The 12,469-nt window shown below is 66.2% G+C and carries 14 protein-coding genes; 8 read left to right on the top strand and 6 right to left on the bottom strand.

The window, feature by feature from the left end; all coding sequences use genetic code 11:
- Together QZY48_RS00165 and QZY48_RS00170 are read right to left on the bottom strand one after the other, a co-directional pair.
- A partial coding sequence (locus QZY48_RS00165) for a DUF937 domain-containing protein (RefSeq protein WP_295426315.1) occupies positions 1–682 on the bottom strand: 682 nt, incomplete at its 3' end.
- A 193-nt stretch (positions 683–875) separates the two neighbouring features.
- Complete coding sequence (locus tag QZY48_RS00170; protein ID WP_295426317.1) at positions 876–1,151, bottom strand: DUF533 domain-containing protein; 276 nt, start codon at positions 1,149–1,151, stop codon at positions 876–878.
- A gap of 325 nt (positions 1,152–1,476) precedes the next feature.
- Here QZY48_RS00170 and QZY48_RS00175 point away from each other — a divergent pair, with 325 nt between their 5' ends.
- Complete coding sequence (locus QZY48_RS00175; RefSeq protein WP_295426319.1) at positions 1,477–2,496, top strand: AraC family transcriptional regulator; 1,020 nt, start codon at positions 1,477–1,479, stop codon at positions 2,494–2,496.
- Positions 2,497–2,620: 124 nt separating this feature from the next.
- Positions 2,621–2,971: a hypothetical protein gene (locus tag QZY48_RS00180; RefSeq protein ID WP_295426320.1), complete on the top strand. Its 351-nt coding sequence runs from the start codon at positions 2,621–2,623 to the stop codon at positions 2,969–2,971.
- Here the strand turns inward: QZY48_RS00180 and QZY48_RS00185 are convergent.
- Positions 2,968–4,035, bottom strand: coding sequence for a class III poly(R)-hydroxyalkanoic acid synthase subunit PhaC (locus tag QZY48_RS00185; protein WP_295426322.1), 1,068 nt, complete (start codon positions 4,033–4,035; stop codon positions 2,968–2,970). The genes QZY48_RS00180 and QZY48_RS00185 overlap by 4 nt on opposite strands.
- A gap of 56 nt (positions 4,036–4,091) precedes the next feature.
- On the bottom strand, positions 4,092–5,192 hold the full coding sequence (gene phaE / locus QZY48_RS00190; RefSeq protein ID WP_295426324.1) for a class III poly(R)-hydroxyalkanoic acid synthase subunit PhaE: 1,101 nt from the start codon (positions 5,190–5,192) through the stop codon (positions 4,092–4,094).
- A 541-nt stretch (positions 5,193–5,733) separates the two neighbouring features.
- Here phaE and phaR point away from each other — a divergent pair.
- Positions 5,734–6,207 (top strand): polyhydroxyalkanoate synthesis repressor PhaR, encoded by a 474-nt coding sequence (phaR, locus tag QZY48_RS00195; protein WP_295426337.1) that lies wholly within the window; start codon positions 5,734–5,736, stop codon positions 6,205–6,207.
- Positions 6,208–6,348: 141 nt separating this feature from the next.
- Complete coding sequence (locus QZY48_RS00200; protein ID WP_295426326.1) at positions 6,349–6,714, top strand: phasin family protein; 366 nt, start codon at positions 6,349–6,351, stop codon at positions 6,712–6,714.
- A 138-nt stretch (positions 6,715–6,852) separates the two neighbouring features.
- On the opposite strand, the gene QZY48_RS00205 is transcribed toward QZY48_RS00200, so the two are convergent.
- Both QZY48_RS00205 and QZY48_RS00210 read right to left on the bottom strand, forming a co-directional pair.
- Entirely contained in the window at positions 6,853–7,272 is a 420-nt protein-coding gene (locus tag QZY48_RS00205; RefSeq protein ID WP_295426328.1) for a DUF4124 domain-containing protein, read from the bottom strand.
- 77 nt (positions 7,273–7,349) lie between these two features.
- On the bottom strand, positions 7,350–8,681 hold the full coding sequence (locus QZY48_RS00210) for an NAD(P)/FAD-dependent oxidoreductase (RefSeq protein WP_295426329.1): 1,332 nt from the start codon (positions 8,679–8,681) through the stop codon (positions 7,350–7,352).
- Positions 8,682–8,837: 156 nt separating this feature from the next.
- Here QZY48_RS00210 and QZY48_RS00215 point away from each other — a divergent pair, with 156 nt between their 5' ends.
- The 4 genes from QZY48_RS00215 to QZY48_RS00230 all read left to right on the top strand — a co-directional run bounded on the left by QZY48_RS00215 (position 8,838) and on the right by QZY48_RS00230 (position 12,399).
- The gene (locus QZY48_RS00215) at positions 8,838–9,323 is read left to right on the top strand and encodes an acyl-CoA thioesterase (protein WP_295426331.1); all 486 of its coding nucleotides are present in this window, start codon (positions 8,838–8,840) and stop codon (positions 9,321–9,323) included.
- 383 nt (positions 9,324–9,706) lie between these two features.
- Positions 9,707–10,912, top strand: coding sequence for an ammonium transporter (locus tag QZY48_RS00220; protein ID WP_295426333.1), 1,206 nt, complete (start codon positions 9,707–9,709; stop codon positions 10,910–10,912).
- Between the two features lie 202 nt (positions 10,913–11,114).
- Positions 11,115–11,438: a hypothetical protein gene (locus QZY48_RS00225; protein WP_295426334.1), complete on the top strand. Its 324-nt coding sequence runs from the start codon at positions 11,115–11,117 to the stop codon at positions 11,436–11,438.
- A gap of 352 nt (positions 11,439–11,790) precedes the next feature.
- Positions 11,791–12,399: a GyrI-like domain-containing protein gene (locus tag QZY48_RS00230; protein ID WP_295426335.1), complete on the top strand. Its 609-nt coding sequence runs from the start codon at positions 11,791–11,793 to the stop codon at positions 12,397–12,399.
- The last annotated feature ends 70 nt before the right edge of the window (positions 12,400–12,469 follow it).

Here is a 12,469-nt window from a genome sequence, read left to right on the forward strand (position 1 = left end):
CGGCCGCCGCGGCACCATAGGCCCCCGGGGCCGCCGCGCCGCGGGCCGCCGGGGCCGCCGCACCATAGGCACCCGGGGCCGCCGCGCCGAGGGCCGCCGGGGCTGCCGCACCATAGGCCCGTGCCGGTGCCTCACCAAACTGGCCGACACCGAGCGCCGCCGCGCGACCCTGCGGCGCGGCACTGTCCAGGAAGGACCCCGGTCCCGTGGTCAGTTCGGCGATGGACGCGGCGTTGAGGCCGCCGGTGCTGCCCGCCTGCCGACCGATCAGGTTGAGGGCGAAGGGCACGACGAGGCCGAACAGCGAGGACGAGGCCGACTTACCGATGCCGGCGGCGCCCGCCAACCAGTCGACCAGACCCGACACCCGCGATCCGAAGAGCGACGCGACGAATGGCTCACCGCGCTTGACGAGATCCGCGAGCCCGCTCGGGCTGCCGACCACATCGGCCGGGGTCCCGATCGTCTTGCCGTCGAATCCGCCGTGCTGGAGCATCTCAGACAGGTCGACTGCCCCACCCGGGGTTGCGACCTTCTGGTGCACTGCGCACATGACGGCCGGGACCGCGGCGGTGAGTGCAGTCTGTGTCTTGGCCGGTGTCTCGCCGACGAAGGACGCAATCTTGTCGATCACGTCGCTGGAGAACTCGTTTTGCAGCACGCTGAAGAGATTGAACGCCATGATGAACCCCCGGGGCTGGATTGTTATGGACTGCGCACCAAGAGCCTCCTGAGAACCAGGTGGCAGGACTGCGCGCGTCGGCTTCAGAGCGCGGCCCGCCGTAGACGGCTGGGACGCCGACAATAGTATATATAGATTCCATCGCGCTGGGCCACGGCTCAGCGCGCGGTGTGCCGAGCTGGCAGCGACGAAGTCAGACCTTGACCCCCAGGGTCTGCCGGATGTTCTGGACGACCGTCGCAGTGAGGCCCGTCTTCTGGGCCAGATCAGCCAGGTAAGCCCGCTCCTGGGGGGTGTCGACCTCGATTGCAAGGAGCGAGGCGGCATAGACCTGGGCCGCCACCTCCTGGTTCGGGATGGCGGCGGCGAAGGCGTCCAGGTCTTTGAGTACGTTACCGATACGCTCCCCGCCGGACGGGGACATCGTATTCTGTATGAAGGTGCCGACTAGCTCGCTTAGGTTCGCCATCGCTTTCTGCGCTCCGCTCTGGTGGTTTGGTCGCTCGGTCACTCCGCGCAAGCGATTGCTTCGCGGTCATTTTGAGATGGTGTTACAAACTTGCTACCCTCAGCGGTGTGCAGAGAAGACGACCTGCGATCAGCAGGCAGGCTTTTCTGGCCCACATCATTGCTGATAGAGATAGAATCCCGAGATTGGCCGCGGCGAGCCCGTCGTCGGCGAGGCCAAGTGGATGGATCGGCATCAGCGCAGCGAGGGTTATCTAAAGCTGATGCGAACGGTAGGGCAAGCGTCGCACGCGGTCTATGCATTTTCCGCAACCGGGGGAGAACCCTTGCAGACATCGAGACAAACGCCTGCCGCCGCGCGCACGGCCGCGGCCCCAAGCTCCTTCGTGGTCCTTCAGGACATCGACGACCCCTGCGTCTGGGAGGCAGCATCACCCCCGTGGGAGGTGCTCGCCTCACCGATCGGGCGCGGCCCTTTCCGGAACATCAAGCGGATCCTCGTCACCCCCAACTGGCTCATCTATCGGGAGTCCTTCGCGTGCGCCCTGCATGTTCAGGGCTGGACCCCGGCCGGGATGCTCGGCTTCACGGTGCCGATCCGTCTGGGTGCCCGGTCGCGCTACTGGGGGGCCGCACTTGCAGAGCACGGGCTTCGCGCCTCCTTGCCGGGGTCACTGGATGCCGTGCTGGATGCCGGACAGGAACACATGGTCGCGCTGACGCGGCTGGACTGGCTGCGCACCCAGCTCGATCCAGTCACGGCCCAGACCATCGAGCGGTACGCGGCCAGCCGGGTGCTGCCGGCCTCCGCCCGGCAGCGGGGTGCGCTGGGGACCTGGCTGCGGCGCCTGCTGAACCGGGTTCACGCCGAGCCGCGGGTCTTGGAGCATCGCGGCGTCGTGACCGCGCTGGAACAGGACCTGCTGGACGGGCTGCTGCGCACCCTGTGCCTGGGCGGCCCCGGGGCCACCCTGGAGGCGGCGCACCGGCGTCAACGGGGCTTCGACCTGGCCATCGATATCATGCGTTGCGCCGACCTCGACGAGCTCAACTTCGCGGACCTGTGCGCCCAGGCCGGCGTCAGTCAGCGCACCCTGGAGTACGCCTTCCGGGAACGGCTGGGGACCTCGCCCATGGAGTTCATCCGGCGGCTGCGCCTGCATGGGGTGCGCCGCGCGCTGCTGGCGGCAAGCCGCGGGGACGACACGGTGGCGTCGATCGCCATGACCTTCGGCTTCTACCAACTCGGCCGCTTCGCGGCGCAGTACCGGGCGCTGTTCGGCGAGTTGCCCTCCGTCACCCTGACCCGGCGCTGCACCTTTACCGGGGCCAGCCTGCTGGGTTGAGGGATAGACCCCGCACGCGCTTCGGCGGGCGACGACTCGGCTGCGGAAAGCGGATAGACACCGGGAAACGACGGGCGTAGCGTTAAGATTCAGTAACAGTGACGGCTCCCTCCAGAACCGGGAGTTGCTCGAGGCCCGGCAACTGCTGGAGGAGTCGCGCGACGACTATGTGGACCTCTACGACTTCGCCCCGGTGGCCTACGCCACGCTCACCGGCGAGGGTCGGATCACCCGGATGAACCTGGCCGCCGCCGCTTTGTTGGGACTTGTTTCGCTTATCGGTGACCCGTTCCTAAATGAAAAGCCCGTGTGGCGTTACCGCCGCACGGGCTTCTTTTTCCATCGAGGGTGCGGCGGCGACGCCGCCGGCACCCCTTGCCTTTGCCCCCAGACGGGTCCTTGCGACCGATCGGCGTCGGTCGCGGCCCGCAGGCCGCGCCCGCGCCTTAGAGGGCTAGGCCGTCGGCAGGGCTAGGACCGATCGTTCAGCCACTTGCCGATGGAGGGGGTGACCTCCTTCTGGGCCTTGCCGCTGACATAGATACCGATATGACCGCCAGGGAAGGGGTTTTCGGTATAGTCCGTGCTGCCGACCAGGGCCTTCATCGCCTGGGAGGCGGCCGGGGGTACCAGGTGGTCCTGCAGGGCGAAGACGTTGAGCAGCGGGCAGGTGAGATTCTTCAGGTCGATCTCGTAGTCCCCGATGACGACGCCGCCGTTGATGAGTCCATTCTTCTGGTAGAAGTCCTTGGAAAATTGCCGGAAGGTTTCGCCCGCCTGGTCGGGGCTGTCGAAGATCCACTTCTCCATGCGCAGGAAGTTCTTGACCTTGTCGGCATCCTCCAGCACGTCGACCATGTTGACGTATTTTTGGCCGGCCAGTGCAAAGGGCTTGAGCGACAGGAAGGTCCAGTTCAGCAGTTCACCGGGGACATTGCCCATGGTATCGACGGCTAGGTCGATATCCATGGCCTGCACCCAACTGGAGAGCAGGTTGCCGGGGGTCTGGAAGTCTACCGGGGTGACCATGGTGACCAGGTTCTTGACCTTGTCCTGGTGCATGGAGGTGTACATCAGGCTGAAGACCCCACCCTGGCAGATCCCCAGGATGTTGATCTGGTCGAGCCCGTGGGACTCGCAGATGAAGTCCACGCAACGGTCCACATAGCCGTTGAGATAGTCGTCCAGGGTCAGGCAGCGGTCGGCGCCGTCCGGGTAGCCCCAGTCGATCAGGTAGACGTCCTGGCCGGTGGCGAGCAGGCCCTTGATGGTGGAGCGGTCCTCCTGGATGTCGGTCATGTAGGGCCGATTGACCAGGGCATAGATGACCAGCAGGGGTACCGGCCGCGGGGTGACGCCCGCCGGGGTGTCGTAGCGATACAGGACCAGCTTGTCTTCCTTGTAGACCGCCTGCTTGGGGCTGACGCCGGTGTCGATCTTGTCCGCGTTGAGCAGGTTTTCCATGCCCTTACCCAGCTTGCGGGTATAGTCGAGCATCTCCTGGGTCAGCTTGTCGGGCCGAATGTCGATTGGGATCACGTGATCTCTCCTCGTTTTAGGTGTGTCTGCCGCGCCTTCTTATGGGGGGGCGGCAGTTATTTGGTGGTTGGCTTGGCGGCGGGCTTCTTGGGTGCAGCGGCCTTGCTATCGGCCGGGCCGGCGATCAGCGCGGCGCGGGGGACGTTATGGGTCTTGACGCGGGCACCCGGGGCGAGCGGCTGGCCGCTGGCCAGGGCCTGGACCTGGGCCTGGAGGACCTTCAGGCCATGGCTCAGCTTCTTGTTTTCGCGGCGGGTCTCCTGGAGACGGTCCTGGAGGGTGCGGATTTCGGTGCGCGTGGGCATGTTCAGCGCGCCCAGTTGCCCGTCGACCATCTCCGACATGCGCGCCTTGAGCGCCATCTGGGAGTTGATCAGCTTGCCGTGCAGTTGCGCATAGGCCGGGGTGCTGACCTCTTCGGCGTAGACCGCCTCGCAGCAGTTGACCCAGTCGTCATAGATGGCGCGGGCCGAGTCGATGGTCTTGCCGCTGCTGATCAGGTCCTGCATGTAGGCGCGCATGCGCTCGACCGCCTTGACCCCGAGCTTGGAGTAGAAGGCCGAGTACTCCTGGAGGGCCTTCTGATAGTCGATGCTGCGGCGGATCAGGTCCTGGTAGGCGCCCTGCTCCTCACGGGTGTAACCCAGGCCCGGGGCCGACAGCAGCCGGTCCACCTGGTCCTGCATGCCGTCGTGGGGCATGTTGCGCAGGAAGTCACCGGGGAACATCGGCGACATGGAGGACGTCATGCGCTGCCAGTTGTCCAGCGGCAGTTCCCAGAAGGCCAGCATGCGGTGCATGGCGTTCTTGTCGTCACCGCTCCCGCCGAGCCCGCCCATGAAGCCCTTCTGCATGTCCTCCAGGGCCTTGCTGAAGGCGCTCCAGCCGTCCCCGCCGCCGCCCGCGGTGGGCAGGAAGGTTTCGGCCATTTTGAAAAAGGACTTGCCCTGCTCCATCATCCGCTCCATGAACTGCTTGGAGGCGGCGGGGGCGGCCGGGGACACGGCACTCCACCAGTGCTCCAGGGCGGACTCCCAGGGCGCGGTCTGGCTGCCCCCCTCCAGGCCCATGGCCTTGCGATTCATCGCGATCCAACTCTCCCAGTATTTGCGCTGGGTTTCCATCCAGTCGTTTGAAAAGAAGCTATCTTCGTTCACGTTGTGACCTCCTCGGTGTAAAGTCGGAAAAAGCTAGCATGGAAAATTGTGCGCTGCAACAAACTCCGCTATGATCCGTCGGTGAACCAGGCACGGGGATGTTGACGAGGGGCACCGGACGCCCCCCAAGCGCGCAGCCCCATGAGCGATTCGGCAGTCGTGCGGGCAGCGGCGGCGGTGGAACGAAGCCGCGCCGGCGCCTTTTTGCTGCGCCTGGCGCGGCGACGGCCGTCCCCGCCCGGCGGTCCGCTACCCGATATAGTTACGGAGCACACCAGGGGCAATGAGCGACACCAGCATGATCCGCGCCGCGGTGCGGATCGCCAAGGCGGTGGTTACCGGCCGCTCCAAGCGCCCCGCCGACGCGATCCTACCGGGCGGCATCGCCGAGCGCAAAGGAAAACCGGTCGGCGCGGCCGACAACGGCGCGGCGCAGGCCGCCGGGACCGCCCCCGGGGCCTTGCCTCCCCCCGGGGGCACACCCTTGCGGCGCGGCGGCGCGGTACACTTGGTCGAGAGGTTCCCCAATCAGCCGATGGCCATGAGCAGCGAACGCATCATCAAGAAATACCCGAACCGGCGCCTGTATGACACCGAGGTCAGCCGCTATATCACCCTGGCCGACGTCCGTAATCTGGTGATGGGCAGCGCCCGGTTTCGGGTCGTCGATGCCGCCAACGACGCCGATATCACGCGTTCGATCCTGCTCCAGATCATGCTGGAGGAGGAGACCGGAGGTGAGCCGCTGTTCAGCGCGCCGATGCTGGCCCAGATCATCAGGTTCTACGGCGGCACCGTCCAGGGGGTCTTCGCCCGTTACCTGGAAAGCTCCCTCGACCTCTTCGCCCAGCAGCAGAAACAACTGACCGACGCCTGGGGCGACAGCCCCCTGGACGCGGTGACCCGCATGACCAAGCGCAACATGGACCTGTGGTCGGAGTTGCAGGACGAGTTCATGCGCGCGGCCGGGATCCCCGTCGGCGGCGAGCGCCCGGGCGACGACGACGACCAGTGACCCGGTCCTAGCCCCAATATCTGCGCACCAAAGAAAATTAATCCATAGTATTTCACTTTTCTTCCTTGACAGGGGCCAAAACGCCGACTATTGTGCACTGCAACAAATGTTGCAACGCAACAAAGTTCTGGAGACAGACAAATGAACGCGAACGACACCTTCAACACCGTCAACGAAATCACCACCAAGGGCGTGGAGCGCATGTCCAGCCTGGGCGAACTCACTCTGCGCATCTTCGAGCGTCTGGCTGCCCGTCAGGTCGATGCGATGAATCTCGCCGTTGAGCACAGCGTGCGCCTGACGAAGCTCGCCACCGAGGCCAAGGGCCTGAACGAGTTCGTCAAGGGTCAGGCCGAGGCCGTCAAGGACTTCAGCGAGCGCGTGATGGGCGAGTCCAAGCTCAACCTGCAGCTCGCCGGCCAGACCCGCGACGACTATCGCGTCTGGTTCGAGAAGAGCCTGGCCGAGGTCAGCGCCGATCTGCGCAAGGCCGTCCCCGCCGTTTAGTCACCCATTGAGTCGGGCGACCGAGAACAACAACCACGTCGCCTGAAGGTCTCAACCGAGTCCTCCTCGTCTCTCTCAACATGAGACGTTCAAGCCCGGCTCCCCGCCGGGCTTTTTTTTGCCCTTTTTTTGCGGGTTTCAGCGTTTGCGCGCACGCTCCAGCGTCGCCTCCAGTTCCCGCACTTTCTCCTGGGCCGCCGTGACCCGCTGGTCATACTCCAGCGTGGAGACCCGTTGTCCGCCGGGGGTGGTCTGCCAGTCGTCCTCACCGTGGACCTTTGCCTGTGCCAGCGCCGCCTTGGCCTGGATCAGGGCCTGCTGGGCCTGCTGGGGCGAAGGGAGCGCCGCGGGGCCGGCGTCCGCGCCCTGACCCACCCCGACCGGCGGTGCCTCGGTGCCGGTGCGAATCCGCAGCGCCTCGACGGTGCCCGCGCTGCCCGGGACCGGGGCCGTGGTTGAGTAGCTCACGCGGCCCTGCGCGTCCACCGACTTGTAGATCGCATCGGCAGCGACCACGCCCAAGGCGGTCGCGGCCCCCGCCAGAATCAGCGCGGCCACGGGACCGCGCGACCTGGGGCGAGGTGCCGACGACAACGCCCGCCGGGACAGGGAACGGCGGTTCATCCGTTTGCGCCTCAGCGCTCCCCGGCGATCGGCCCGAACGCCGGCCGGTCATCGGGCCATCGCAGCCCCGCCGCGCTGTGCTCGGCCACGCGCCCGAGCAGGGCGCGGGCGACCCCGGCCCCGGCGCGGCGCCCGGAGTGCAGCGCCCACTGGATGGACGGGGCGCACTGGTAGTCGCCGCAGACCCAGAGCCGGTCGGCCACCCGCTGCTCCCCCCCGCCCGGATAGGGGACCGGCGGCATCTGTACCGGCAGCGCCTGGGGCAGCCGATAGACGGCCAGCCGCTCCCAGCCCCGTACCCGGTCGCCGAACCAGGCGGCGAGTTCGCGCCGCAGGAGCGTCTCCAGTGCATCCGGGTTGTGCTGGGCGCCGTGACAATTGACCGCGATCAGGGACTGACCGGCCGGGGCATAGAGGTCCGACAGGTTGCTTGGGCACAGCAGGCTGTTGACCCGCCCCTGGCCCTCGCCGTTGAGCAGCAGATAGGGACCCCGGAAGGGCGCCCGCCCCGTCGCGAAATAGATGCAGGTAGTGCCGCGCCCGGCCGCCAACGCGGGCGCGAGCGCCACCCCCAGCAGCCGCGCGGTCTGTGCCTGCGCGGTGGCGATCACCAGGGCGCGGGCGCGCAGGCGCTCCCCGGAGTCGAGCAGCACCGCACGCTCGCCCAGCCGCTCCACCCGGCAACCGGTGCGGATCTGCTCGCCGGGCAGACGGGCGGCCAGTTGCGCCGGGATCTCGCCCATACCGCGGGCGGGCAGGGCCGTGTCGCCCAGGGCGAAGGCGCGGAAGATAAACTCGAAGGTGCGCGATGAGACCGCCAACTCCGGCTCGCAGAAGACGCCGCTGAAGAAGGGCTTGAAGAAGCGCTCGATGATCTGCTCGGAGAAGCCCAACTGCCGCAGGCGCCCCAGGGCCTGCGTCTCGGGGCGCCCATAGAGGTCCTCCAGGGTCCCGCGCAGGCAGCGGCGGCGCAGCCCCAGGAGGCGCAGCTTGTCCGCCAGGGTGCCGATGGGGGAGGCCAGCATCTCCGGCAGCCGCGTCGGGCGGCGCCACACGTCGCTGACCCGGTGGAAACGCCCACCGGTGCGCACCAGGGCGCCCGGATAGAATGGACGCAGGTCGAGGCGACCGTAATCGAGCCAGCGCCGGGCCTCCGGATACCAGGTCTGCAACACCTGGAAGCCGCGATCGAGCAGAAACCCCTGACGCTGATCGGTGCGCACGCGCCCGCCGACCCCCTCGGCCGCCTCCAGCACCAGGGGTTCGAGCCCGTTCTCCCGCAGGGTCAGGGCGCAGGCCAAGCCGGACAGCCCGGCACCGATGACGATGACATCCGCGTTCATGCTGTGACTCCGAGGTCAGGACCCGGTCTCATGGCAGGCGCCGCCGCGCGACAGAGCGCCGCAGGCCGCTCGACAGGCGACTACTGTAACGCGGGGGACCGGTGCTTGGCGAAGCCCCGTCACCCGGATTGCTCAAATTATCCGCAGGACCAGCCCATGCCGCTCGAACCCTACGCCTACGCCCTGCGCATCCGGCTGCACGACACCGACGCGGCCGGAGTGCTGTTCTATGGGCACCTCTTCAGGCACGCCCACGATGCTTACGAGGCATTTATGGAGCACCTGGGGTTCCCGCTCAAGGACCTGATCGGGACCGGGGCCAGCGCGCTGCCACTGCCCATCACCCAGGCGCAGGCGCGCTACGAGCGCCCGCTGCGGCTCGGCGACCGGGTGCGGGTGGAACTGCGGGTCGCCGCGGTCCGGCGGCGCTCCTTCGCGCTGGACTACCGCTTTCTGGATGAACAGGGACAGGCCTGCGCCCGGGCGCGCACCGTCCATTGCCTGGCCACTCAAGACGGCGCCGGATTGCCCGCGGGGCTGCACCAGGCCCTGGCCGAGCGGGTCGCGAACGCGGGGCTAACGGCCATGGAAGGAACATCAGCCACCCCGGGAGATGAAAGTCTGCCGTGGGAGCGGCTTTAGCCGCGATGCGGCGCCGCGGCGAACTCCGACGCCGCGTTCCTCACGCGGCCCGTCGCGGCTGAAGCCGCTCCCACAGCGTCGCTGCGCGACTTTCGCGGTAAGCCCATGGCACCAGGCCTGGCGACTCGGGCAGGGGAAGGTCTTGCGTGGGGACGGACCCGGCGACGGTCCAAGCCGGTGCGTCAGCCGGGACCCGATGCGCCGTGCTGGTGCATCTGCGGCACCCACTGCGCCCGGTGCGTGTCCGCCGACGCGGCGCCGCCCAGACCAGCCGCCGCCATCACTCACCCGTTCCTGGTCGCCTCCTGTCGGCACAGTTCCTGCTTGCCCTCGCACCAAATTTGCACGAGCGACACGACACAACAGCACAGAGGTAAGTTTCGATGGAGACAGTGAAGACCGGCAGCGACGTCCTCTTCATCCTGATCGGCGCCGTCATGGTCCTGGCCATGCACGCGGGGTTCGCCTTTCTGGAGTTGGGGACGGTCCGGGCCAAGAATCAGGTCAATGCCCTGGCGAAGATCATGAGCGACTTTGCCGTCTCGACCATCGCCTATTTCTTCGTCGGCTACTGGATCGCCTACGGGGTCCACTTCTTCTCCGACGCCGCGGCGCTCCAGACCCAGCACGGCTACGCCCTGGTCAAGTTCTTCTTTCTCCTGACCTTCGCCGCCGCGATCCCGGCCATCGTCTCGGGCGGCATCGCCGAGCGCGCGCGCTTCAACCCGCAACTGCTGGCCTCCTTTCTCATCGTCGGCCTGCTCTACCCCTTCTTCGAGGGCATGGTCTGGAACGGCAACTTCGGTCTGCAAGCGCTCATCGAGGGCATCTTCGGCAAACCCTTCCACGACTTCGCCGGCTCCATCGTGGTCCATGCGGTCGGCGGCTGGATCGGGCTCGCCGCCGTACTCCTGCTCGGCCCCCGGCAGGGGCGTTATCGCACCGACGGCGGCATGACGGCGCACCCGCCGTCCTCCATCCCCTTCCTCTCCATCGGGGCCTGGACCCTGACCGTGGGCTGGTTCGGCTTCAACGTCATGTCCGCCCAGACGCTGGATGCGATCAGCGGGCTGGTCGCGGTGAACTCACTGATGGCCATGGTCGGCGGCATCCTGGCGGCGCTCGTCGTCGGCAAGAATGACCCGGGCTTCCTGCACAACGGCCCCCTGGCTGGCCTGGTCGCGGTCTGCGCGGGCTCCGACCTGATGCACCCGATCGGTGCCCTGGTGACCGGCGCCGTGGCCGGCGCCCTCTTCGTCTATGCCTTCACCCTGACCCAGAACAAATGGCGCATCGACGACGTGCTGGGCGTGTGGCCCCTGCACGGTCTCTGCGGTCTCTGGGGCGGGATCGCCGCCGGCATCTTCGGCCTCCAGGCCCTGGGCGGGGTCGGCGGTGTCACCTTCGGCGGCCAACTGGCCGGCAGCCTGACCGGTGTCGCGATCGCCTTCGGCGGCGGTTTCCTGATCTATGGCGCCGTCAAGTCCGTGATGGGCCTGCGCCTGAGCCAGGAGGACGAATACCTGGGCGCGGATCTGAGCATCCATAAGATCACCGCGCAGCCGGACTATAACCGCGGGGAGGTCTGAGCCGGCGGCCTGCGGGGAGCGCCGACGGACGGTCCGGCCAGATGCGAACCGTCCTCGACGTGCAGTTGGACGGCACGCCAGGGGTTTCGCGGTTGGGGGATACGCAGGACGGTCGGGGGAGCGCTTTCCCGGAGGCCGACATTTCCTTACCGCACAAGGTCTCAGCCACCAGGTACGACGATGAGTATCGGGGAACATCGGCATGGCGATCAATCAGATATCATCCAATCCGGGTACCATTGCCCGCCGCTTGGGGGCCGTGGCGCTGTTGCTGGTTCTGGCCAGTCTCGGCGGTCAGCTCCGGTTCAAATTTCTCCTGGCCGGGACCCTCTACATTGGGGGGTGCATCGGGTTTGAAATGATCGGCGGGGCCTACGATGAATTACATGGCGTCAATAATCTGACCATCAACATCATTTCCAATGCTGAAGAAGGTCTTGAAATAACTGGGCTTATTGTTTTTGTCTACGCACTCCTGGCCTATATCCGCGAGCAATACAACGAGGTCCTGATTCGATTGGTGTAGGGTGCGCCGTGCGCATTGTTTCTGAATCGTTACTTAGCGCCGAAACTCCGCCGGTGTCGATGCGGTCATCTGTCACGCCTTTTCCGGGCTAAGGTCACTTCTGCGCACCACCCAGGACGTTGCCCTGGGCTGTTATGTATGACCCCGTTGGGGTCAACCCCCGCCCTGACGCGCTGATCTCGCGTGGCGGGATCAATCCGCCATCGCCGAGACCCGAAGCCCCGAAGGGGCGCGATATACCAGCCCAGGGCAACGCCCTGGGTGGTCTGTTGTTAAGGGTTTTAGCCCTGAAAGGGCGTGACATCCGAGCGACGATCAAGACCGAAGCGAAAGCTCAAGAACAGGAGCCGCCATGGCAAAAGTTGATCTCAAGAAAGACCTGAAGCATTTGTATCAACCCTCGGCCAAAGAGGTCGTCGAGGTTGAGGTCCCAGCGATGAACTACTTGATGGTGGACGGCGCGGGCGACCCCAATACCTCAGCGGCCTACGCCGCTGCCGTGGAAGTCTTGTTCATGCTTTCCTATGCCGTGAAGTTCATGATCAAGAAGGGGGCCGCGGCCATTGACTATGGCGTCATGCCCCTGGAGGGTCTGTGGTGGGCCGATGATATGTCGGCATTTTCCGCCACCGACAAATCCGAGTGGAAGTGGACGGCGATGATCATGCAGCCTTCCTTCGTCACCCCGGACTTGATCGAGCGTGCCATCGCGGACGTGAAAAAGAAGAAAAACCCGGCGGCCATTTCCAGGGTGCGCCTGGAGTCCCTGTCGGAGGGCAAGTGCGCTCAAATCATGCACATTGGTCCCTTCTCCGACGAGGGTCCGACCATCGCGAGGATTCACCAGTTCATCGACTCCAGGGGGCGCCGGACCGGGAAACACCATGAAATTTACTTAAGCGATATCCGCAAAGCCGACCCGGCGAGATGCAAGACCATCATCAGGCAGCCGATGGCATGATGGGACCTTGATCATGGTTCCGGCGCTTGGCGAGTGGTCCGCACAGCGGACCCTACGGGCGGGGAGCCAG

The organism is uncultured Thiodictyon sp. (assembly GCF_903828115.1).
Lineage (GTDB): Bacteria > Pseudomonadota > Gammaproteobacteria > Chromatiales > Chromatiaceae > Thiodictyon.

Coding starts and splice junctions, on each gene's coding strand:
- QZY48_RS00225 (WP_295426334.1), top strand. CDS start 11,115: ATGGCGATCAATCAGATATCATCCAATCCGGGTACCATTGCCCGCCGC.
- QZY48_RS00170 (WP_295426317.1), bottom strand. CDS start 1,151: ATGGCGAACCTAAGCGAGCTAGTCGGCACCTTCATACAGAATACGATG.
- QZY48_RS00220 (WP_295426333.1), top strand. CDS start 9,707: ATGGAGACAGTGAAGACCGGCAGCGACGTCCTCTTCATCCTGATCGGC.
- QZY48_RS00230 (WP_295426335.1), top strand. CDS start 11,791: ATGGCAAAAGTTGATCTCAAGAAAGACCTGAAGCATTTGTATCAACCC.
- QZY48_RS00200 (WP_295426326.1), top strand. CDS start 6,349: ATGAACGCGAACGACACCTTCAACACCGTCAACGAAATCACCACCAAG.
- phaR (WP_295426337.1), top strand. CDS start 5,734: ATGAGCAGCGAACGCATCATCAAGAAATACCCGAACCGGCGCCTGTAT.
- QZY48_RS00215 (WP_295426331.1), top strand. CDS start 8,838: ATGCCGCTCGAACCCTACGCCTACGCCCTGCGCATCCGGCTGCACGAC.
- QZY48_RS00210 (WP_295426329.1), bottom strand. CDS start 8,681: ATGAACGCGGATGTCATCGTCATCGGTGCCGGGCTGTCCGGCTTGGCC.